Origin of the sequence: Kribbella sp. DT2, assembly GCF_049844575.1 — a bacterium.
Taxonomy (GTDB): Bacteria; Actinomycetota; Actinomycetes; order Propionibacteriales; family Kribbellaceae; genus Kribbella.
Genome location: NZ_JBNCLH010000002.1, coordinates 233,768 through 255,102, shown reverse-complemented (window position 1 = coordinate 255,102; position 21,335 = coordinate 233,768). Strand labels below are relative to the sequence as shown.

19 protein-coding genes are annotated in these 21,335 nt (G+C 68.2%); 5 read left to right on the top strand and 14 right to left on the bottom strand.

Annotation, left to right across the window (positions count from 1 at the left end):
• Nucleotides 1–19: 19 nt before the first annotated feature.
• The 7 genes from ACLQ2O_RS10050 to ACLQ2O_RS10020 form a co-directional block, all read right to left on the bottom strand.
• A complete protein-coding gene (locus ACLQ2O_RS10050) occupies nucleotides 20–814 on the bottom strand; it encodes a CPBP family intramembrane glutamic endopeptidase (protein WP_425829610.1) in 795 nt (264 codons plus the stop codon).
• Nucleotides 815–844: 30 nt separating this feature from the next.
• Complete coding sequence (locus ACLQ2O_RS10045; protein WP_425829608.1) at nucleotides 845–1,306, bottom strand: hotdog fold domain-containing protein; 462 nt, start codon at nucleotides 1,304–1,306, stop codon at nucleotides 845–847.
• Nucleotides 1,307–1,347: 41 nt separating this feature from the next.
• Nucleotides 1,348–2,109 carry a YebC/PmpR family DNA-binding transcriptional regulator gene (locus ACLQ2O_RS10040; protein ID WP_425829606.1) on the bottom strand — a complete coding sequence of 254 codons (762 nt, stop codon included), beginning with the start codon at nucleotides 2,107–2,109 and terminating at the stop codon, nucleotides 1,348–1,350.
• A gap of 33 nt (nucleotides 2,110–2,142) precedes the next feature.
• Nucleotides 2,143–2,730: a pyridoxal 5'-phosphate synthase glutaminase subunit PdxT gene (gene pdxT, locus ACLQ2O_RS10035; protein ID WP_425829604.1), complete on the bottom strand. Its 588-nt coding sequence runs from the start codon at nucleotides 2,728–2,730 to the stop codon at nucleotides 2,143–2,145.
• Nucleotides 2,727–3,290 (bottom strand): DUF6891 domain-containing protein, encoded by a 564-nt coding sequence (locus ACLQ2O_RS10030; RefSeq protein ID WP_425829602.1) that lies wholly within the window; start codon nucleotides 3,288–3,290, stop codon nucleotides 2,727–2,729. Before ACLQ2O_RS10030 ends, pdxT begins: the two co-directional genes overlap by 4 nt.
• A 20-nt stretch (nucleotides 3,291–3,310) precedes the next feature.
• Entirely contained in the window at nucleotides 3,311–5,863 is a 2,553-nt protein-coding gene (gene hrpB, locus ACLQ2O_RS10025; protein ID WP_425829600.1) for an ATP-dependent helicase HrpB, read from the bottom strand.
• Between the two features lie 74 nt (nucleotides 5,864–5,937).
• Nucleotides 5,938–8,475, bottom strand: coding sequence for a tetratricopeptide repeat protein (locus tag ACLQ2O_RS10020; RefSeq protein WP_425829598.1), 2,538 nt, complete (start codon nucleotides 8,473–8,475; stop codon nucleotides 5,938–5,940).
• A 192-nt stretch (nucleotides 8,476–8,667) separates the two neighbouring features.
• Between ACLQ2O_RS10020 and ACLQ2O_RS10015 the strand changes: the two genes are divergently transcribed.
• A complete protein-coding gene (locus ACLQ2O_RS10015) occupies nucleotides 8,668–9,309 on the top strand; it encodes a YiiX/YebB-like N1pC/P60 family cysteine hydrolase (protein ID WP_425829596.1) in 642 nt (213 codons plus the stop codon).
• A gap of 30 nt (nucleotides 9,310–9,339) precedes the next feature.
• On the top strand, nucleotides 9,340–10,437 hold the full coding sequence (locus ACLQ2O_RS10010; RefSeq protein ID WP_425829594.1) for a hypothetical protein: 1,098 nt from the start codon (nucleotides 9,340–9,342) through the stop codon (nucleotides 10,435–10,437).
• 158 nt (nucleotides 10,438–10,595) lie between these two features.
• Here ACLQ2O_RS10010 and ACLQ2O_RS10005 read toward each other — a convergent pair whose 3' ends face one another.
• Nucleotides 10,596–11,309, bottom strand: a complete 714-nt coding sequence (locus tag ACLQ2O_RS10005; protein WP_425829592.1) for an SDR family NAD(P)-dependent oxidoreductase — start codon at nucleotides 11,307–11,309, stop codon at nucleotides 10,596–10,598.
• A gap of 100 nt (nucleotides 11,310–11,409) precedes the next feature.
• Here ACLQ2O_RS10005 and ACLQ2O_RS10000 point away from each other — a divergent pair, with 100 nt between their 5' ends.
• On the top strand, nucleotides 11,410–12,075 hold the full coding sequence (locus tag ACLQ2O_RS10000) for a TetR/AcrR family transcriptional regulator (RefSeq protein ID WP_425829590.1): 666 nt from the start codon (nucleotides 11,410–11,412) through the stop codon (nucleotides 12,073–12,075).
• A gap of 107 nt (nucleotides 12,076–12,182) precedes the next feature.
• Here the strand turns inward: ACLQ2O_RS10000 and ACLQ2O_RS09995 are convergent, their stop codons facing one another.
• The 5 genes from ACLQ2O_RS09995 to ACLQ2O_RS09975 form a co-directional block, all read right to left on the bottom strand.
• Nucleotides 12,183–13,139: an SDR family NAD(P)-dependent oxidoreductase gene (locus ACLQ2O_RS09995; protein WP_425829588.1), complete on the bottom strand. Its 957-nt coding sequence runs from the start codon at nucleotides 13,137–13,139 to the stop codon at nucleotides 12,183–12,185.
• 31 nt (nucleotides 13,140–13,170) lie between these two features.
• Nucleotides 13,171–14,067 carry a polysaccharide deacetylase family protein gene (locus ACLQ2O_RS09990; protein ID WP_425829586.1) on the bottom strand — a complete coding sequence of 299 codons (897 nt, stop codon included), beginning with the start codon at nucleotides 14,065–14,067 and terminating at the stop codon, nucleotides 13,171–13,173.
• A 76-nt stretch (nucleotides 14,068–14,143) separates the two neighbouring features.
• Complete coding sequence (locus ACLQ2O_RS09985; protein ID WP_425829584.1) at nucleotides 14,144–15,823, bottom strand: CocE/NonD family hydrolase; 1,680 nt, start codon at nucleotides 15,821–15,823, stop codon at nucleotides 14,144–14,146.
• Nucleotides 15,715–16,530 carry an MBL fold metallo-hydrolase gene (locus tag ACLQ2O_RS09980; protein WP_425829582.1) on the bottom strand — a complete coding sequence of 272 codons (816 nt, stop codon included), beginning with the start codon at nucleotides 16,528–16,530 and terminating at the stop codon, nucleotides 15,715–15,717. Before ACLQ2O_RS09980 ends, ACLQ2O_RS09985 begins: the two co-directional genes overlap by 109 nt.
• A gap of 37 nt (nucleotides 16,531–16,567) precedes the next feature.
• Entirely contained in the window at nucleotides 16,568–18,235 is a 1,668-nt protein-coding gene (locus ACLQ2O_RS09975) for a CocE/NonD family hydrolase (protein WP_425829580.1), read from the bottom strand.
• A 172-nt stretch (nucleotides 18,236–18,407) separates the two neighbouring features.
• Here ACLQ2O_RS09975 and ACLQ2O_RS09970 point away from each other — a divergent pair, with 172 nt between their 5' ends.
• Entirely contained in the window at nucleotides 18,408–19,055 is a 648-nt protein-coding gene (locus ACLQ2O_RS09970; protein WP_425829578.1) for a TetR/AcrR family transcriptional regulator, read from the top strand.
• 180 nt (nucleotides 19,056–19,235) lie between these two features.
• The gene (locus tag ACLQ2O_RS09965; protein WP_425829576.1) at nucleotides 19,236–19,877 is read left to right on the top strand and encodes a hypothetical protein; all 642 of its coding nucleotides are present in this window, start codon (nucleotides 19,236–19,238) and stop codon (nucleotides 19,875–19,877) included.
• A gap of 125 nt (nucleotides 19,878–20,002) precedes the next feature.
• On the opposite strand, the gene ACLQ2O_RS09960 is transcribed toward ACLQ2O_RS09965, so the two are convergent.
• Nucleotides 20,003–21,211, bottom strand: a complete 1,209-nt coding sequence (locus ACLQ2O_RS09960; protein WP_425829574.1) for an ATP-binding protein — start codon at nucleotides 21,209–21,211, stop codon at nucleotides 20,003–20,005.
• Nucleotides 21,212–21,335: the final 124 nt, after the last annotated feature.

Sequence of the window (21,335 nt, the reverse complement as noted above, 5' to 3'; positions counted from 1 at the left end):
AGACCCTACGACGTGCCCCTCAGACGAGCGACAGCAATATCCCCATCGCGTTCACCGCACCGTGCACGGTGAACAGCGGCCACATGCGGCGATACCTGCTCCACAGGTAGCCCAGGAACAGCCCGAGCACGCCCTGGTTGACCACAGCCCCCGCCAGGTCCACCCCGAGCTCTCCGGTCCCCTGGATGCCGACGTGCCAGCACGCCCACAGCAGCGAGGCGATCACGATGGCCGGCCAGGGCCCGAGCTGCTGCTCCCACCGGGTCTGGAGCCAGCGCCGGTAGAAGACCTCCTCCAGCACACTGTTGATCAGGAAGACCGCCACCATCGCCATCACCAGATCCAGCACCGCCAGGTCCGGCCGGGCGCTCTCCTGCGCCAGCGGACCGACGTACGTGAGCAGGAGCCAAGCAGCGACCGGCAGGGCCGGGGCCCAGCGAGCCGTAGCAGGCCAGCGCTCCGTGGGCCTGCCCCCAAGCCACCGGAAGACGGCCAGCGGCGCCAGGAGCAGCAGCAGGACCTTCCACACCTCGAAGAGCCCGAACAGCTTCAACAGTACGGCGAACGCGAGCGCCAGACCGACCAGGATCCAGGCCTGACGCCGGTCCGATCGTCCCCCGGGCGCCCGATCGAGCTGCGGCGGCGTCAACCGGATCAGCAGGATGCCGACGGCGGCCGGGAGCCAGCGGAACCACATCGGCCGGGTCTCGCCGCCGTCGGCGCTGTAGTGGACCTCAGTGTTGCCTGTGGCAACCAAAATGGCCACGGCCGCCACGTAGACAAGGACTCCCCCGGCCAGCACCCATCGCCTCATCGAGCTGATTGTTCCAGCGCGGCGGCTCACCTACTTCTTGTCGGTGACCCAGAGGTTGATGGTGCCCTCGACCACGACCGTGCCGTCATCACGCGTCGCTGTGACCCGGACCGGTACGTCGGGCCCCGCGGTCCAGGCGGCCGGGTCGGTTTCCGCCGTACAGGTCAGGTCGGAGGTGGACTTGGCCAGGTAGGCGACATCCATGCCTTTCGGGAGCCAGCGCTTGCCGGCCGGGACGGTCGCCTCTGCGAGTGCGCCCATCGCGGCCTCGAGGCCGTTGCAGACGGCGATCGCGTGCACGGTGCCGATGTGGTTCTGGACGGCACGGCGCTTGGGCAGCGTCAGCGCCGCGAAGTTCGGGCTGACCTGCACGAAGCGCGGGCGGATCGACCCGAAGTACGGCGCCCGCCGGCTGAAGGCGAAGGAGAAGAGTCGCGGACCGCCCGGGACGGTCCGCAACCGCTCCCACATCGCCAGCACCTGAGTCGCCATGACCCGAGGTTACCCGTGAGTTAACTAAACCTCCAGAGAGGTCAGCCGACCTCGGCCATCACGTCGTCCGACACATCGAAGTTGGCGAACACGTTCTGGACGTCGTCGCTGTCCTCGAGCGCGTCGATCAGCCGGAAGATCTTGTTCGCGCCGTCGGCGTCCAGCTCGACCGTCATCGACGGGACGAACGACGCGTCGGCCGACTCGTAGTCGATCCCGGCGTCCTGCAGCGCGGTGCGGACCTTCACCAGGTCGGTCGCCTCGCTGATCACCTCGAACGCCTCACCGAGGTCGTTCACCTCGTCGGCGCCGGCCTCGAGCACGGCCTCCATCACGTCGTCCTCGGAGTAGGTCTTGCCGTCCTGCTCCTTGTTCACCACGATGACGCCCTTGCGGTTGAACAGGTAGGCGACCGAGTTCGGGTCGGCCAGCGAGCCGCCGTTGCGGGTCATCGCGGTCCGGACGTCGGCCGCGGCGCGGTTGCGGTTGTCGGTCAGGCACTCGATCAGCATCGCGACACCGTTCGGGCCGTACCCCTCGTACGTGATCGACTGCCAGTCCGCGCCACCGGCCTCGGCGCCGGAGCCGCGCTTGACCGCGCGGTCGATGTTGTCGTTCGGGACGGACGACTTCTTCGCCTTCTGCACCGCGTCGTACAGGGTCGGGTTCCCGGCCAGGTCACCGCCGCCGGTCCGGGCGGCCACCTCGATGTTCTTGATCAGCTTCGCGAAGAGCTTGGCGCGCCTCGAGTCGATGACCGCTTTCTTGTGCTTGGTGGTGGCCCATTTGGAGTGGCCTGACATCGCGAACCCAACCCTTCTACCGCCTGCCAATGACTAGAGGTCGCGCACCAGATCGGCGAAGTAGCCGTGCAGCCGGGCGTCACCCGTCATCTCGGGGTGGAACGAGGTGGCCAGCAGCCGATCGTGGCGAACCGCCACGATCCTACCCGCGGCCGGTCCGGAGCTCACGGTGGACAGCACTTCCACGTCGTGTCCGACGCGTTCGACCCAGGGTGCCCGGATGAACACCGCGTGGTACGGCGTACCGAAGGCGGCGAAGTCCAGATCGGCCTCGAACGAGTCCACCTGCCGCCCGAACGCGTTCCGCTGCACGGTCACGTCCAGCCCGCCGAGCGTCTCCTGCCCCTCGATCCCGCCGGTGATCCGGTCGGCCAGCATGATCATCCCGGCGCACGTCCCGAACACCGGCATGCCGTCCGCGATCCGCTTCTGCAGCGGCTCGAACAGCCCGAAGGAGCGGGCCAGCTTGTCCATCGTCGTCGACTCGCCGCCCGGCAGCACCAGCGCGTCGACCGCGTCGAGCTCGGACGGCCGCCGTACGGGCACGGCCTCCTCGCCGACCTGGGCCAGCATCGCCAGGTGCTCGCGCACGTTGCCCTGCAGCGCGAAGACGCCGATCACAGCTCGACCCGCCGCCGCCAGTCGACGGTGACCTCGATACGCCCCTCGTCGAAGGTCGCCGGGAGGTCCCGCTCGGCCAGCAGCGCCAGTACGTCGTCCAGCAACGGCTCGCCCGGCGCGACGTTCGCGGTGTCCGGGTGCCAGACCTTCAGCTCGAGCATCCCGAAGTCGACCGCGTGCCACACGTCGGTGTCGGTGAAGAACACCAGCCCCTTGGGAGCGTTCGCCGCCTTCAACGCCCTGCGCGCATCGTGGTGGTCCGCGCAGTAGCGCACCACGACGATCCCGAGCGCCTCCAGCTCACCCAGCACGGCGTCCAGCCGGTCGGGGCCGGTCTCCGCCGGCCAGCTCTCGGCCTCGGCCTTCAGGTCAGCCGCTGCCTCGGCGATCAGCTCCGGTACGACGACCGCCGCGTCCGCCGCGGGCGCGTCCTCCTGGACGGCCTCGGTCAGAGCAGCGGTCACCGCGGCGCGGTCCGCGTAGCCGGACCGGACCAGCACGCGGGCCAGCCCGCGCAGCTCGCGAGCGGTCCGCTCGCCCGCCGCAGAAAGTACGTCCATGGTGTTCAGGTTAGCTCCGTTCACTGGCGCGGTTTCACGCGCTTGGTCGGGATCGCGGTGAGTGGATCATCGGGCCACGGATGGCGGGGGTAGCGGGCTCGTAGGTCGGCTCGGACCTGGGGGTAGCCCTGCTTCCAGAACGAGGCGAGGTCGCTCGTGATCGCGACCGGACGGCGGGCGGGCGACAGCAGGTGCAGGACGACCGGGACGCGGCCGTCCGCGACGGCTGGAGTGGCTGTCCAGCCGAACACCTCCTGCAGCTTCACCGCGAGGACCGGCGGCTCGACGCCGTCGTACGCGAGTCGTACTTCGGAGCCCGAGGGGACCTTGAGCCGCTCAGGTGCGAGTTCGCCGAACCGGGTCGCCGCGGGCCAGGGCAGCAGTCGCCGGAGCGCAGAGGCGACGTCGATGCGGGTCAGATCGCCCGACCGTCGCACCGAGGCGAGCTCGGTGCCCAGCCAGTCGTCGAGGTTGGCCAGCAGTGCCTCGTCGTCGACCGCGGGCCAGGGGGCTCCGAGATGGGCGTGGCAGAACGCGAGCCGCTCCCGCAGGGCGAGTGCGGCCTCCGACCAACGCAGTACGGACAGACCGCTGCGCCGGATCCCGTCGCGAACAGCCGCTTGGACGAGCAGCCGGTCGGGCTTGGCCAGCGGGACGTCGTTGAGCACGATCGCACCGAGCGCCTCGACGCGACGAGTCACGATCCGTCCGTCGTCCCACCGGATCTGGTCGGTGGTCGCGACGAGGTCGCCGGCGATGTCGCGTGCCGTCTGCTCGTCGATCGGCGCCGCGGAGCGAATCCTGGCGTCAGCGCGACCGGGCGCCCGATCAGCCACCGCGATCGCCAGCCAGGTCGTGTTCCGCAAGGGTGACTGCGGATCGAGCGCAGCGCCGGTACCACCAGACATCTGGTACGTCGCCGAGTCCGCACCACGGACCCGCGCGATCCGATCCGGATACGCCAGCCCCACCACGATCCCGGCCGCAAGATCATCCGGTACGCCGCGCGTCCCGGACCCAGCCGACGCACCAACCGCCGGCCGCGCTCCCCCGCCTCGCGCCTGGGCGCCTGGCGGCGCGCCTCGACCCAAGCGCTTTGTCTCTTCTCTCCAGCGGGCCGTGGCTCCGCGGTCTTCACCGCGGCGGAGGGCTCGCCAGCGGGCCGGGAGGTCGTCGCCGAAGTCGCGGCCGGAGTCGTCGGAGAGCATCGCGACGATCTCGTGCGCCCGGTCGGCGCCGACCCGCGGCGTACCGTCCAGCAACGCACGAGCCAACCGCGGATGCGCGCCGATCGCCGCCATCCGCCGTCCCCGCTCGGTGATCCGGCCGTTGTCGTCGATGGCATCGAGGCGGCGCAACAGCTCGGTGGCCGCGTCCATCGCCACCGCCGGCGGCGCCTCGAGCAACGTCAGACCGTCGCCCGCAGGCGCACCCCACGCCGCAAGGTCGAGGGCGAATGCGGCCAGATCGGCGATCGCGATCTCCGGCGCCGGGTGGTCGTCGAGATGCGCGTGGTCGGTGGCCGACCAGCACCGATAGACCCGCCCAGGCCCCTCTCGCCCCGCGCGGCCCGCCCGCTGATCAGCCGACGACTTCGACACCCGACAGGTGACCAATGCCCCGAGCCCACGCGACTGATCGGTCCGCGGCTCCCGCGCAAGCCCCGAGTCGACCACCACCCTGACCCCGGGCACCGTCAACGAACTCTCCGCAACCGACGTCGTCACCACGATCCGGCGAGCAGCACCCGGCGCCAACGCACGATCCTGCTCAGCCCTGGACTGGCGCCCGAACAACGGCAGCACGTTCTCACCGGCCAGCCGCCGAGTCACCCCGTTGATCTCACCCTCCCCCGGAACGAAAACGAGAATGTCCCCTTCGTTCTCCACCAGAGCCCGCCGTACGACGCCCGCCACGTGATCCAGCAGCCGAGGATCGACCCGCCCACCCGGAAGCAGCGGCACATACACCGGCGGCGGCGCCCACTCGACCGCCACGTCGTACAGCGCGGCAGACGCCGTGATCACCGGCGCCGGAACCTCAGCACCCAAAGCGCGACTCAACCGGACCGTGTCCGCCGTGGCCGAGGTCGCGACGATCGCCAGGTCCTCCCGCAGATTCGCCCGGACATCGACGCAGAACGCCAGCAGCAGATCCGCATCGAGATGCCGCTCGTGACACTCGTCGATCACGATCGCGGCGACCCCCGGTAACTCCGGGTTCTGCTGCAAACGCCGTACAAGCAGCCCGGTCGTCACCACCTCGACCCGCAGCCCTCGACCTCCACTGCGTTCACCCCGCATCGCATAACCAACCCGCTGCCCCAGCGGCTCGCCCACCAACATCGCCAACCGAGCCGCCGCCGCCCGCGTAGCCATCCGCCGCGGCTCGGCAACGATGATCGTGCCCCCCAGCGCATCACCCAGCGCCAACGGCAACAACGAAGTCTTCCCCGACCCAGGCGGCGCGACCAGCACCGCCGTCCCACGCGAACGCACCGCATCAACCGCGGCAGGCAGCACCGCCCGAACAGGCAGATCCGCCCCCGGCACCGACAAGTCAGGCAGCAACACGCCCCGACGCTAGCCGACCACCACCACAGAACCCTTCACCCCCTCGTCAGGGCCGACCGAGGGGTGAGATCTGGCTAGGATCGGACGACCTCGAGCTGAGCAGCTATCTGATCAGCCCGTGGGGATCCGACCTCGGTGAGCAGGTTCAGTGCCCGCCGCAGGTGCTGTTGGGCTTCCGCGTCCGCGCCGAGCGCGATCAGCGCCTGCGCAAGGCCATCGTGAGCACGGCCCTCCTCGGGCCGATTTCTGCAGGACTCGACCAGAGACAGGACAGTCTGATGCTCAGCGCGCGCGGCGTCAGCCTGGCCAAGCGCCAGCAACGTCTCTCCCAGTGAGTTACGCGCCTCCAGAATCCCGACCACGAGGGAGACCTCTTCGGCCAGTGCCAGTGCCTGCCGGTGCATGTCAGCAGCCTCACTCAGCCTGCCGAGGGCGCGGAGGGTATCGCCGCGATTGTTGAGTCCGAACCCTTCGAGAGCCGGATTGCCCTCCTGGCGAGCCAGATCGAGCATCTGCGCGTGGTAGTCCAGAGCCTCGGCACAACGACGCGCTCCGGTGGCAGCTATCCCTAGATGGCCGAGCACCCTGGCCTCGGTGGGCCGGTCGGACATCTCGCGGGCAATGACCAGCGCCGTCCGGAGATGCCCGATCGCCTCGTCGATCCGGCCCCAGTTCAGACAGATGGCGCCGAGGTTGTTGTGCGCGATGCCGCACCGACTCCGCTGTCCGGATGCCTCACTGGCGCTGAGCGCCTGCCTGAAGTGCCCGGCGGCATCTTCGTACCTGCCCATCTGTCCACTCACGACGCCGAGCGCCAGGCGAACCCGGCTGAGCAGGGCCTGGTCGTTGTGCTGCTGAGCGATCTCGAGCGCGGTGAGGTACTCCCGTTGCGCCAGCTCCAGATGTCCGTGCCAACGATGCACGATGCCGAGCCCCCAGCGAGCATTCGCGGCAGCCCGGCCGTCGAGCAGAGCTACGGCCGTGCCGTGCAGCAACTCGGCATCGTCGCAGTACGCGCCGACGTCCAGGAAGCGAAGCAGGATCCAGGACAGATCCCCCGTGTACGACGCCTGGCCGTTGCCGGCGGCATGCAGCGCAAGCCCGATCAGGTTGGTTCGCTCGGTCTCCAGCCAGTACGCCGCCGCGTCCCGGTCCGGCAGCGGCGGGCTTGGCGTGCCGGGACCGATGAGCTGATCGTCGTAATCACCCCGATGGGGCGAAAGCAGGTCGGCAGCGCGAGCCGCGGTGTAACGGCAGTGGTCGAGCAGGCGTGTCATCGCCTCCTGGCGTTGGCGCGGGGGATCGTCGTTGCGGGACCGATCCCGAGCGAAGAGCCTGATCAGGTCGTGGAGCGTGATCCGCCCCGCGGAGCTGCGCTGGACCAGGTGGTGCGCCGCAAGATCGTCGAGGCCGCGCTCGGCCTCGGGCAGCTCGACCCCACCGAGCGCGGCAGCGGCGTACGCGTCGAGATCCTGCCCCGGATGCAGGGCGATCAGCCGCAGCAGCCGTTGCCGGCCGGAGCTGAGCCGGTCGTAGGAGGAGGCAAGTGCCAACTCGATGCCATCTTCGACGGCAAGCCCTTCCTGGCGCTCGACCAGACGCGTCAGCTGGTCGTCCAGGGTCCAGTCGGGCGTCGATCGGATCCGGCTCGCGATCAGAGCAACGGCCAGCGGCAGATGACCGAGCAACTCGACGATCTGCTCCGAGGCCCGGGAGTCGTCTCGCACCGTCGGACCGGCACCGGACCGATCGTCCGGCCGGCTGCCGGCGTCGCCGAGAAGAAGTTCGACGGACTCGGCCGCCGTGAGGACACCGAGCTCGATCCGGTGATCCGCGGGCAGGCCGGTGAGGTGGCGGCGGCTCGTGACCAGGGTGATGCTGCCGGGCGTTTCGGCCAGGAGCGGCCGGACCTGTTCCTCGGAGGCCGCGTTGTCCAGCACGATCAGCGCGGTCGTTGCGGTCAGTGCCTGCCGGAACCGCTCCCTGCGGGCCTCGAGACCGAGACGGCTGATCTCCTGCCCGGGTACGCCCAGCCGACGGAGAAGTCCGTCGAGAACAGCGGTGGGGTCGGCGGGCGGGAGCTGCGGGTCGTAGCCCCGAAGATCAACCCACAGACATGCCTCATGGCCGTGCTCACCGGTCAGCAGATGAGCAGCGTGGGTCACGAGGCAGGTCTTCCCGACACCAGCCATCCCCTCGACCGCGATGAGGGTCGCCGCGGCCGGATCGGGCCTGGTGAGCAGCAGCCTGAGCTCGTCGCCGCGTCCGATGAACACTGTGGTGCCGGCCGGCAGCGTGTCCTGGACCGACACGACGCCGGACTCGAGGATCTCGCCGGAAGCGACAGCGCACGCCTGGCGCCATTCGGCCTCGTGGTCGGCAGCGCCGAAGGCGCGGACGATGTCGGCGATCAGCTCGATGTCGATCCTGGTCCGGCCGGGCTGCAGACAGCGATAGACGGTGTTGTACACCGGTAGCTCCGGAACTCCACGTTCGCGCCGGGCCGCGACGACGCGCCGGTGCAGGTCCCGGAAGGACAGTCCCGACCAGACGCGCAGGGCCCGGAGTCCCGCCGCGAGCTCGTCGTACGTCCGCAGACCGGCAGCACTCACCGGCGCGCCCTGGCTCGGTGCTGACCTGTTCGGCATGGATCACCCCCGTGAGTGACGGTATCGCGACTCAGTGTCACCGGTCCTGTGATCGAAAACGATCGGAAGCGGCCGTTGCCGTCGGCACCCGGCCAACGATGGCCCTACGCCCGGTAAGAGCCGGGCCACCGAGCAAGTGGCCGAAAGGACCTGACCATGAAGTGGATGATGTTGTCCGTCGCTGCGACAGCCACCCTCGCAGTCTCCCTGCCCACGACCGCGTTCGCACAGACCACCGCGGCTCCCGGACCGAGCGCGGCGGATGTCCGCACCACCCAGGAACTGATCGACGCGGCGGACTCGGCTCCCCTGGTCGCCGGTCCGAACGCCGCTGCCGCCAGCGGAAAGGTGCCGAGTCTCTATCCCCGCAACAAGGGAGCCATCCTGGTGACTCCTGATCCCTACAAGGGACTGCCACTGGGCCACTCGGCGATCGTGCTCACCGACAACACCGTCGTGGAGTCCGTGGCCGAAGGCGTGAAGCTGGGCCCGAACAACTGGTACCAGTCCAAGAAGCAGGTCTACGGAACGATCGTGCAGGCGACCAGCAGCAAGCAGAACGCGAAAGCCGCCGACTGGGCGGCCAAGCAGCGTCACAAGCCGTACAACTACAACTATCTCGATATCAACACGCGCAAGAAGTTCTACTGCTCGCAGCTGATCTACGCGGCGTTCAAGGACAATTTCGGAATCAACCTGAACACCGACAGGTACAAGACCCCCGTCGGTAACCCGGTGCACCCGATGGAGCTCGCCGTGAAGAACCCCAAGGTGGGTCTGATCTACCGGCAGAAGTAGCAGCCCCGGGACCTGGACGGAGTTCTGACCATGAAGATCTCGAAGATCGCCGCCGTGATCGCCGTCGTGGCACTGGCGTCGTCATGTCACAGTCCGTCCAGGTCGGCCCCGGCCGGTCAGCACTGCCCGCGGGGCTGGCAGGCCGGGGTGCTGTGGTCCACCGAGAACGGAGACAGCAGCGAGCTCGCGTACGTCGCCGGCGACAGACCCGCCGATCGCCGTACGGTTCCGTACCTGGGATTCCTCCCGGTACCCGGCAGCCTCGAGGATCGGTCGGGCGATGATCTGATCATGGTTTCGAACGGTGACCAGCTGCGCGACCGGACTCACCTGGTCACCTTCTCCGCTGCCGACTGCACGATGACCGGCCGCCAGGTGCCCGAGCAGCTCGTGCTGGGAGTCGCCGCCGACGACGGCGTCACCTTCACCACCGATGCCTTCGCCGACGCGGGAGCGGTCCTGCGACGTCGTGCCGCGGACGGAAAGGTGACCGCCGAGTCGCACCTGAAGGGCCTGGTGCTCGGCAAGCTCCTTGCCCACGGCAACAGGTTGTACGCCTTCGGCGCCGGCTACGCGGATCCGAACCCGCCCACTCAGCTTCTGGTGCTCGACGCCACCACCCTCCGTGAGGAGGCCCGGGTCGTGCTCCGCGGTTCACAGGGAACCATCACTCAAGCAGTGGTCAAGGGCGAGAAGCTCTACTACCCCGAGACCATCAGCAAAGCGCGTGAAGGCACGCGGCTCGGCATCGTCGACCTGGCGAGCCTCGAGCAGTCGAGCGTCGATCTCGGCGCACCGGCACCCTTTCTGGTCGCGGACGCCGGCGGCTACATCTGGGTCGGGCACACCTACCCGGGCCCCGCGTTTCGCGAACTCACCGAGTACCGCTGGATATCGCGTTACGATCCGGCCACCGGAAAGGTCAAACGGTTCGATCTGGGGATCGGCATCAGCAGTATCGCGATCACGGACAGCTCGCTCTACGTGCTCGGCACCCAAGGCAGCAAGGACAGTGCCAGCTTCCGGATCGCCGCCCTGCCGGACCTGAAGCTCCGCGCCGAGCTCGACATCGCCAAACCCGACCGGCCCGGCCACTTCTACCCCAGCACGATCGTCACCCCCGGCTGAGCCGTCGCCGCCCCTCTGCCTTGAGCCCCACCGCCGCGGTCGAGCGAAGCGGTGGGGCTGGGCTGCTACCAGCCGCGCTCGGCCAGCCGGTGGGGCTGGGGGATCTCGTCCACGTTGATGCCGTGGTCCAAACGAGTGCGCTCGCGCATCGGCAAGCATCAAGAAGGCAACGGCGGGAAGATCTGCTCGACGCGGTCGCGCCGCGTGAGCAGGTCCCAGTACTGGTCGGCGAGGTCAGCCGGGTCGACCACAGGGTTGCCACCCAAGGTCGGGTCCCCTGCCGAGGCAGCCCGATGTCCGGCGCTGCCGTCGATCCAGGCGGCGACAGTCAGCGTGCCCGCGTAGACGCCCTGATCCGCGAGCTCGCCGTTCAGAGAGTGGATCCAGTTGCGAGCCGCTGCCATCACCGGGCCGGCACCACTCATGCCGGGGCTGGGGATTACCGCCGACAAGCCCTGCCCGAGAAGGAAGCCGCCCTCACCCCGCCGGATCATTTCCGGCAGTACCGCCCGCGCGATCTCGACCGGCGTACTGAGATAGAGGTCGACCAGGCCGCGCAGCCGGTCCGCGGTAAGTTCGGCGGCCGGCACGAACGGGACCTCGGCACCGATCGGCGCGTACTCGACGACGTCGAGCCGTCCGAAACGCTCGACGATCGAATCGATCAGCGCCGAAACTCCGGATGGATCGGCCAGATCAGCGGTGAAGACCGCCGCCTCGACCTGCTCCGCGGCCAGCGCTGCGGCCAGCACCTCGAGAGGCTCCCGTCGCCGCGCGACAAGGGCGACGGCGTACCCCTCACGGCCAAAGCGGCGGGCGGTGGCCGCGCCGAGGCCCGAACCGGCGCCGAAGATCGCGATGGTCTTGGTCATGCTCAACTCCTGGAAGCTAGTATCTTGACACATGCGTCACGTTTCCTTCGAGGGTAACAGATATATTGACGCATGTGTCAAGTTAATCTGGAGGCGAGACATGTCCACGGACGAACCGGCGAAGCCGAAGCTGCGCAAGGACGCCCAGCGCAACGTCGAGAAGCTCACCGCGGCAGCGATCGAACTCTTCTCCGAGCGCGGCCTGGACTGCCCGCTCGACGAGATCGCCCGCCGGGCCGGCGTCAGCCACGGCACCCTCTACAGCCGCTTCGGCACTCGCGAGGCCCTGATCGATGCCGTGGTCCCCCAGTTGGCCGCGGACCAACTCGAAGCCGCCATCCAGCACGCCGAGGCCGGCACCGACCCTTGGGATCGCTTCGCCCGCTACGTCGAGAAGATCAGCGCGCTGATGGCCGGCGACCCTGCACTCAGCGACGCAGTCACCCGCCGGTACGCCGATACGCCCCGGCTCAGCGCCGTCTGCGAAGAATCCTTCGACCGTGGCCGCGAGTACGTCCGGGCCGCTCACGACGTTGGCGTCCTTCGTCCCGACTTCGCTCCGGAGGACTTCCTCCTGCTCTTCTCGGCAAGCGCCGCCCTGGCCCGAACCACCGAGCACACCGCGCCAGAGGCTTGGCGCCGCGGCCTCGCCTTCACCCTTGACGGTCTGCGCGCCGCCGCCGCGCACCCTCTCCCGGTCGGTCCGCTCAGCCCGGAGCAGGCTCTCGCCGCGATGCACCGCGGTGCGAGCCCCTCGCGCGTCTGAAGGCGCTGGGCCCGGCTGTCAACTGGTCGTGAAGGTCTGGAACCAGCTGCAGACGGCCCTTCGACAGGGTCCGGTATTCGTCGCGAGTTCGACGTAGCACCCTGCGACTACCGGCTGGACGGAGCGGCGATTGCGGCCAGTGAGACCTGCCACAAGCGGGTCGCGTTGCCGGGGTCGACCGCATAGTCGGCGACACCGCGCCGCACGCCGGGTTGGTGGGGTTCGGCTTCGTTGCAATCCTCGAAATAGCGTCCCCCAATGCCTTCCAGTAGCGGTGAGGTCGCCAGCAGTACCGAGGTCGCGGCGCCTTGCGCGATCGTCTTCCAGGACACTGCCGTGCTGTTCGGCTCGAACGAAGCGGGCGCGTTCGAGACGTCGCCGATGTGCCGGCTGAGGTTGGTGTCGGGGATGCGACCGGGGTTCAGAGCATTGACTGTGATCCCCTCCGCGGCCCAGCGCTTGCTGCCTTCGACGGCGAACAGCACGTTGGCGGTCTTGGACTGCCCGTACGCCAACCACGGATCGTAGGGACGGTGGTCGAAGTTGATGTCGTCGAAGTCCACCGAGCCGTTGACATGGCCGACCGAACTCACCACGACCACCCGGCCGGTACCGGCCGCGGCCAGCACGTCATGGAGCCCGACGGCGAGCGCAAAGTGACCGAGGTGGTTGGTGGCGAACTGGAACTCCCACCCCTCGGGCGTGCGCTGCTCGGGGGTGGCCATGATGCCGGCGTTGTTGACCAGGATGTCCAAGGGGTCCTGCCAGGCAGCCACGAAGTCGCGGACGGAGGCCAGGTCGGCCAGATCGAGCGGCGCGACCAGGACCCGCTGGTTCCCGGTGGTGGCGATGATGTCGTCGGCCGCGCGGGCACCCGCCTCGATGTTGCGAACCGCCAACGTGACCTCGGCGTTCGCCCCCGCCAGGGTACGGGCGGTCTGCAGACCGATTCCTGAGCCTCCACCCGTGACCACGGCCCGCTTGCCGGTGAGATCGATCCCCTCGATGACCTCACCGGCAGTCGACTGAGCACCGAACGGTGTCACCACTCTGGTACTGCTCATTGCTGCTCCTCGGGATCGGTGTCGGGCAGGATCATCGGCTGCGGCCGGGAAGTCCGCTGATCGGAGCGGGTTCACGGTCGACCCAGGTCGCGGTAGCCGGGTGTTCCAGGGTCCATTGCGCGATCTCATCTTTCCGGGCCCACCAGACATCGTCGCGCTCCCGCAACCGGGTGAGGATCCGGTCGAGCACCCTGACCCGGGATGCGTGGCCGGACAATCGCTCGTGCAGACCGATCACCATCATCCGGCGGCGGGCGGCGCCCTCCTCGTAGAGCTGTTCGAACTCGTCCACCAGTTGCTGCTCGTAGTCCGCGGGCGAGAAGCCGGGAAAGTCGAAGCTGGCGATGTCGTTGAGATGGACCGAGTACGGAACCGTCGCGAACGGCACCCCGTTGATCTTCTGCAGGAACGGTTCGTCCGCGGACAGGTCGTCGATGTGATAGCTGAACCCGAGCTCCTGCAGGATCTCCAGGGTGTAGACCCCGGGCCGGATCCAGTAGTTGTTGTAGCCCGTGGGACGGGTGCCGGTGACCTCCTCGATCGCCCGCACGCTGTCGGCGATCCACTCGGTCTCCTGTGGGCGCGGCAACTGGTACTGCCGCTCCCAGCGACGTCCGTGCGCGCCCGCCTCGTGCCCACGCCGGACGATCTCGGCTGCCAGTTCCGGATGCCGGCGGACGGCGTCGCCGATCATGAACGAGGTCATCCTGACGCCGTGCTTGTCGAGCAGGTCGAGGATCCGCGGCACGCCCTCGCGGGCGCCGTACTCGTAGAACGAGTTCTGACCGAGGTCAGGGAAGCCGTCCAGGATCGGCTCGGTGATCGGGCCGCCCGCTCCACTCAAGGGCTGGCCGCCGGCCTCGAACTGCATCGACACCGTCACCGCCAGCCGTGCACCATTCGGCCAGAACTGCTCGTCCTCGATCATTCTCCCGCTCCCGTTCGCGTTCGGCACTCCCAGGTCGCCGGCCAGTTGGCCGGTCGGCCGACATCCAACCGGCAGCTCAATAGACCGGCAGGATCACTTTCGATCCCTCGAGGGTGATGCTGTGGACCGAGGGCATCAGTTCGGTCGAGGTGGTCTGCCTACCGGCCACGCCGAGGTTGCGCGCGTGCCGCGGATGCGCAGCGCCGGAGACCTGCAACCGCACCCGGTGACCCGCCTCGATCCGGTAGGCGCAGGGATCCAGACTCAGCTGGAGCCGTTGCGGGTTACCCGCGGGCACTGACGCGTCGAGCCTGCGGATCACATCGGTGACATTGACCGAGACGCCGGACCGGTCGACGTCACAGATTCGGACGAACACGTCGGAGTACGGATTGTCGACCGCCAGCACCAGTTCGACCGTCGGGGTGCCGATCACGTCGACCTGGGTGTCCAGCGGGGCGGAGGTGAAAGTGAGGACGTCCGGACGGGCCTCCAGTTCGGCGTTGTCGACGTGCCCGGTCGCTGTCATCGCCCGGCCACCGAAGGACGGCGTGGGGTCGTCCGGGTGGTAGCCGAAGGTGGTCCGCTCACCGATCAGATCGGTGCCGAGGGCAAACATGATCTCGGTGGTCCTCGGCGGCCACTCATCCAGGTCGACCCACTCTCCTGGCCCGACGAGCTGCACCCGTACCGGCTTGGTCCGTCTGCTCGGCTCGGCGCCGGCGACATGCTGGTCGAACCATGCCAAGGCCTGCTGGTGAATCTCGGGCGCACCGACCGACAAGGTATCGGTGTGTTTCCAGTCGCCGAGCGTCATCGCCACGTCGAGTCCGCGGCCGTGCAGAACGGCGTACTGCGTGGCCATCTGGTCGAGGAACATGTCCGACCAGCCGCCGATGAGCAGCACCGAGGCCTGCGTACGGTACAGCGCGGCCGTGAAGTCGTACCCCGACCAGAACTCGTCGCTCAGGTCGGGATGCAGCAGCCACTCCCGGTACCACGGCGCAAGACCGCCGATGAGGGACTCCGCCGCCTCCGTCATGGGCAGCCCGGTCATCACGCCGGTCAGCTTGTCCTGGATGCTCATCGCCAGTTCGACCATCTCGGCACCGGCCAGCCCAGAAGCGAGCAGGCCTGCTGAGTTGCTCCAGCCGAGGAAGGTCTCCAGCGCGAACATGCCGCGCGCGTAGATTGCCTCGCCGAAGTGATGTGGAGCCATCATCACCACGGATGCCTTGAGCTCGTCCGGTGCGTGCAGCATCAGCCCGTACTGCGTGAAGCCCAGGTACGACGCCCCGATCGTGCCCAGCCTGCCATCGAACCAGTCCTGTGCCCGCAGCCATTCGAGGGTGTCGAGGGCGTCGGCACTCTCGTTGACCATCGGTTCGAACGTGCCGGTCGAGCCGACGGTGCCGCGCACACTCTGCATCAGCACGTGATAGCCCCTGGCGGCGTACGGCTCGGCCAGCAGCGAGGAGTACGGCGCACTTCGGCCGTAGGACGAGCGAATCAGGATCGTGCCTCGCGGCTCACCGGTGTCGGGCACGTAGTGGTCGCTCAGCAGCGTTTCCCCGTCCCGGGTGGGTACCCGGACTCCGGCTTCGACGTGGTACGCGTTCCGTTCCGCAGGCAATCCCAGGTCGGTCTTCATGCCGGCACCGGAACTGCTTTGCCGGCGACGATCGTGACCGGCGCGAGGTCGGGAAAATGCGGGCAGAAGGTGATGGCGTGACCGGCTTCGATGCGCGCCGCCCACTGCTCGCGCTGCTTCGCCGCCGCGTTCGCATCGGTGTCCGCGCCTCCGGGCAGTGCCGGTTGCTCCACCTCGACGAGGCTGTGGAACACGTCCCCGACGAGCATCGCACTTTCTCGTTCGGACTCGATCAAACCGATCGCACTGCCCGGGGTGTGGCCAGGGGCGTGGATGAGCCGGAGCCACGGATAGAGCCGGATCTCGGGTGCGTCCCAGAGATCGACCAGCCCGACCAGTGGCGCGACGATTGCACGCACCGACGGGTCCGCGTCGCCGTCGACGAACAGTTTCCAGTCGCGGGCGTGGATGTGGTGCCTGGCGGCCGGAAAGGTGGGGCGCTCGTCGCGCGACGCCCAGCCGACGTGATCTGCGTGCAGGTGGGTGAAGACGACGTCGGTCACGTCAGCGGGGCTGACGCCGTACGCGTCCAGGTTCGCGAGCAACTGCCCGTCGAGCAGATTGGTCAGCGCGAACCCGGGAACCTTCGGCAGCGTGACGTCAGGGCCGTTGCCCAGGTCGAAGAGAACTACTTCGCCGGCGGGTCCTCGGACCAGGAACCCGCCGTTGGGCAGCTCGATGTTTCCGGCCGCGTTCAGAAATCCTGGACTGCCGGCCAGAATGCTGGGGCTGACCTCCGGATAGAGGAGCGCGGGCGGGAACTCGGTGATCCCGTCGAGCAGTGGAAAGACCTTGACGGTGCCGATCTGCACAGCTTCTCCTTGGTGAGGTATCGCCGGGGCGGTCGGCTCAGTGGGAAAAGATCGGGAGGGTGATGCGGGAGCCCTCGACAACGACGGCATGGTGCGACGGCCTCGTCTCCGTTGCCGAGTTCTGCACCCCGGGGACGCCGAGATTGCGGGCGAACCGTGGATGCGCTCCGCCGGAGATCTGCAGCCGCAGCTGATGTCCGGCGGCGAACCGGTACGCGCACGGAAGGAGGTCAACGGACAGCCGCTGCAACTGACCGACGGGTAGTGCAGCGTTCAGACGGATCAACGCGTCCGTCACGTTGAGGGAACGGCCGTCCGGGCCGACGTCGCAGATCCGCACGAAGACGTCGGCATACGGGTTGTCGACCTGTACACCCAGCTCGACCTTGATCACGCCGATCACATCGAGGTCAGCCTGGAGTTCGCCGGAGCTGAAGGTCACCACATCGCTGCGGCTCTCGAGCTCACGGTTGTCGAGCCGGCCGCCTCCCGCGAGCAACGGTCCACCGACCGTCGGCGTCGGGTTCTCCGGGTCGTACACGAAACTCACCCGGGGAACCGCAGCACTGTGCGGTACCTCGCGGAGCAAGCCGTCGGCTGTCAGGTGCCAGGCGCGATCCGTGGCCGGCGGCGGCCACTCCGGAAACTCCAGCCACCGGCCGGCCCCGACGAGTTCGACCCGGACGGGATCCTGCTGTCTGGCCGGAGAAACCCCCGCCAGGTGCTCGTCGAACCAGGCCAGGGCCTGCTGGTGCATCGTCGCCGCCGCGTCCGCGATCGGCGCCGAGTGCTCCCAGTCACCGATCGTCAGCGCGACGTCGATGCCGCGGCGGTGAAGCTCGGCATACTGCTCGGCCATCTGCCCGAGGAAGAGGTCACGCCACCCACCGGCCAGCAGCACCGCGCCCCGGGTACGACCGAGAGCCTTCGAAAAGTCGTAGCCGTCCCAGAACGCGTCGTTGGTATCGGGATGCAGCGCCCACTCCCGGTACCAGGAAACCCTTCCGGCCAAGGCCTCTTCGGCGGCCTCGGCCAGCGGTAGAGAGGTGAAGGCAGACTCCAGTCGCTCCCCGGCATCCTCCAGGTGCGCCTGCATTTCCGGCGCCGCGAGGCCGGCCAGTTGGGCGCTCATCACGTCACTCCAGCCGAGAGCCATCTGCAGCGCGAATGTCCCGTGGCCGTGCAGCATCTCGGCAAAGTTGTGCGGGGCCATCATCACGACGGAAGCCTTGAGCTCCGGCGGCGCGTCCATCATCAGGCCGTACTGGACGAAGCCGAGATAGGAGGCGCCGAGGGTCCCCAACCGCCCGTCGAACCAGCCCTGCTCACGGATCCAGGTCAGGGTGTCGTGCGCGTCGGCAGCCTCGTGGATCATCGGCTCGAAAGGCCCGGAGGAACCGTGCATGCCACGGACACTCTGCAGCAGCACGTGGTAACCACGCTCGGCGTACGGTTCGGCGAGCAGCGGCGCGAAAGGGGCGCCGCGTCCGTACGGCGAGCGCACCAGGATGGTCCCCCGTGGCGAGTCGGTCTCGGGCATGTAGTGATCGGTCAGCAAGGTCTCACCGTCGCGGGTCGGCACCCGCAGGGCGTGGTCGACCTTGAACTGGTTGCGCGCCGGCGGTAACCCCAGATCCGGGAGGGTCGGTGCCAAGCTCTCGGCAGTGGTCCGGCCGGCGGTATCGGTCCGATCAGTGCTTACCATGCATCTCTCCCGCTCGATCGACTGCATATTGACGCCACCGTCAAATTACAACTCGACGATAACACCGAACTTGGCAGCAGTGTCAACTTGACCGATCCGATAAAGTGACTGCTGCGTCACGTTCGCGGAATGAGGCTTCGCGAGCTGGAATCGAGCTCGATCGGAGAACCGCATGCCCGCCACGGAAGCCACCCGGCCCAAGCTCCGCAAGGACGCACAGAAAAGCGTCGAGAAGCTGACCGCCGCGGCCATCGAACTCTTCGCCGAACGAGGCCTCTCCTGCCCGCTGGACGAGATCGCCCACCGGGCCGGCGTCAGCCGCGGCACCCTCTACCACCGCTTCGGCAGCCGCGAGGCCCTCATCGACGCTGTCGTCCCCGACCTCGCCGCCGCCAAACTCGACCGAGTGCTCGCTCACGCCGAGTCCCAACCAGACCCCTGGGCCCGGTTCGTCGACTACGTCGAGAAGATCAGCGAAATGATCGCCGGTGACCTGGCACTCAGCGACGCGGTCACCCGGCGTATCGCCGACACCCCCAGACTCAGCGCCGTCTGCGAGGCGGCGATCGAACGAGGCAATGGCTACGCCCGCGCCGCGCAGGCCGTCGGGGAGTTGCGCGCCGACTTCACGCCCGAGGACTTCATCCTGCTGTTCACCGCCAGCACAGCGCATGCACGCGCTGCAGCCGATGGCGCCCCGGAGATCTGGCGTCGCGGCCTTGCCTTCATGCTGGACGGACTGCGCGCTACGGCCGCCTCCCCACTTCCCGTCGAACCCCTCAGCCCCGCCAACGCGCGTGCGGCCTTGCACTCTGGCTAATCCGCTCGTCAACTGGTTCGGCCACTCGCCGACCTCCTCGAACCGCGACAGTAAGCAGGCAGATTGAACGTGCCGCGGAGCTCCCCCCGCGCCGAGGCTACGCACCACGGCGGCACCGTCGACGAGGATGCCGCGACCACACATCCTTCAGCGGGCTCAGCACCCGGTCTGCTCCCTGCGATGACCATTCTCGACGGCCCCGGGTTCGACGCCTCCCGACTGGATCCACGGATCCGCGACTTCTATGAGCACACTGCCGCCTGGCACATAGAGATGTGGACCGGATGGTCACCGCTGCTCTGGCCGGCAGGTGAGCTGATCGCGCGCTTGTTCGGCCGCCGGGTGGAGCAGCTGTCTCTCCCGATGCGCCCGCTTGACGTCGCGTACGGGATGGACAGCCGCATCCGCGTGATCCGCGACCGGGACGGCGAGCAGGTGGGGGCCGCGTGGCTGCGGACTCTCCGGCCGTCGGGCCGCTACGTGTTCAGCGGCTGCTACTCGGCGCGGCGTCTCCCCGGCGCGGCGCAGCCGAGCGTCCATGTCGCGTTCCCGCTCGAGTCCGGGAACGTCCAGGTCTTCCTGCGCCCGGTCATCAGTGACGGGGGCGGACTCGTCCTGGAGTCGCCCCCAGGACGATTCGGGCAGGACGGCGCGTACGTCGTTGTGCACGACGACGGACGGGACTTCGCGGCGCGCGTCCCGCTCCACGAGACCTTCCGCCTGTACTGCGCCCCCTACGGGGTGCTCCGCACCGACCACGAGCTGCGGATCCGGCGCACCTGGATGATGCGTCTGCACTACAAGATGAAGCAGGCCCGATGATCCACACATTTCATCTCGCCGAGGTCATTTCGCCGGTCGGCCGCAGCTACGTGCGCAGTACGTATATACGGACAAGGGTGGTTCAGGCGCCCTGCTGGAATCTCGTTGCGGGCGCTGCATGAGCCTCAGGCGGGCGGCGTCTCCCAGAGTGCGCTGATGGGAACTGCGAGGTACTTGTCACCGAACGGCAGAGTGTGCGGGCCGGCATGGAGGACGTACCCCGCGACGAGGTCGTCGCCGACCCGTTCATGGAGGTGCCGGATGCCGCGGAAGTCTTCGGTCGACGGCGTCGCCGACGACTTCACCTCAATCGCGATCACCTCGCCACGGCGGTTCTCCAGGACGATGTCGACCTCGACCTGGTCCCGTGTCCGGTAGTGGAAGAGCTCGGCCCTGGTGCGGGACCACGTGAGCTGGCGCGCGATCTCCACCGCCACGAACCCTTCGAGGAGGCCGCCCAACGGGCTTCCAGGCTTACGTAGCCGAGAGACATCCTGGTCGAGCATGGCCGCCGCGACGCCGGAGTCAACGAAGGCAAGCTTCGACTTCGCAATGCTGCGCGTGTTGAGGTTCCGGGTCCAGGCTGGGATCTGCTTGATCAGGAAGACTTCTTCGAGCAGTGCGAGGTAGCGGCGCACGGTCTGCGCCGACACCTCCAGACCATTGGCCAAGGACGCGGGGACCACGATCTGGCCGGATCGTGCCGCCAGTAGCCGGACCAGCGAGTGCATCTCCCGACCACGCTCGATGTCCCACAACTGCATGACGTCCCGGTTGATCGTGTCGGCGACATACGAGTCGAAGTACCGCTCTCGCCGACCGGGCGCCCGGCCGACCGCATCCGGAAACCCGCCCCGGACGAGCCGCTCGATGTAGCCGTTGCGATCCACTGTCGATTCATGACGCAACGCAGGACCGAGCTCGAACGCGGCGTCCACGAACCCGTCCGGCGCACCGTCGATCTCACCCTGCGACAGCGGCCAGAGCTCAATCGTCTCCATCCGGCCAACGAGCGTGTCGGGCAGGTCCCGCATCGCCAGCAGGCGCGACGATCCGGTGAGCAAGAACCGCCCGGGATCCGGCTCCTCGTCAACCAGCGCCTTGATCGCGAGAAGAAGCCCCGGAACACGCTGTACCTCGTCGATGATCATCCGCTCGGCAAGCCGAACGAAGCTCCGCGAGTCCTGTGCGGCGAACTCTTGGGTGTCAGCGTCATCGAGCGTGTACCAGTCGGCGCCGTGTCCCTTCCCGATCCGACGCACGAGTGTGCTCTTGCCGCTCTGTCGCGCGCCGTTCACCAGGACAACACGCGTGTCAGCGAGCGCATCCGCCACGGGCCCAGCGGCCCGCCGCGGCACGAACGCACTACTCACGGACCTTCCTCGGGTACTCACGGGGAAAGCATCCCACATAGACCGTAGTTCTGCCGCGGTAGCGCTGGCTGTTTTGCCGCCTTGA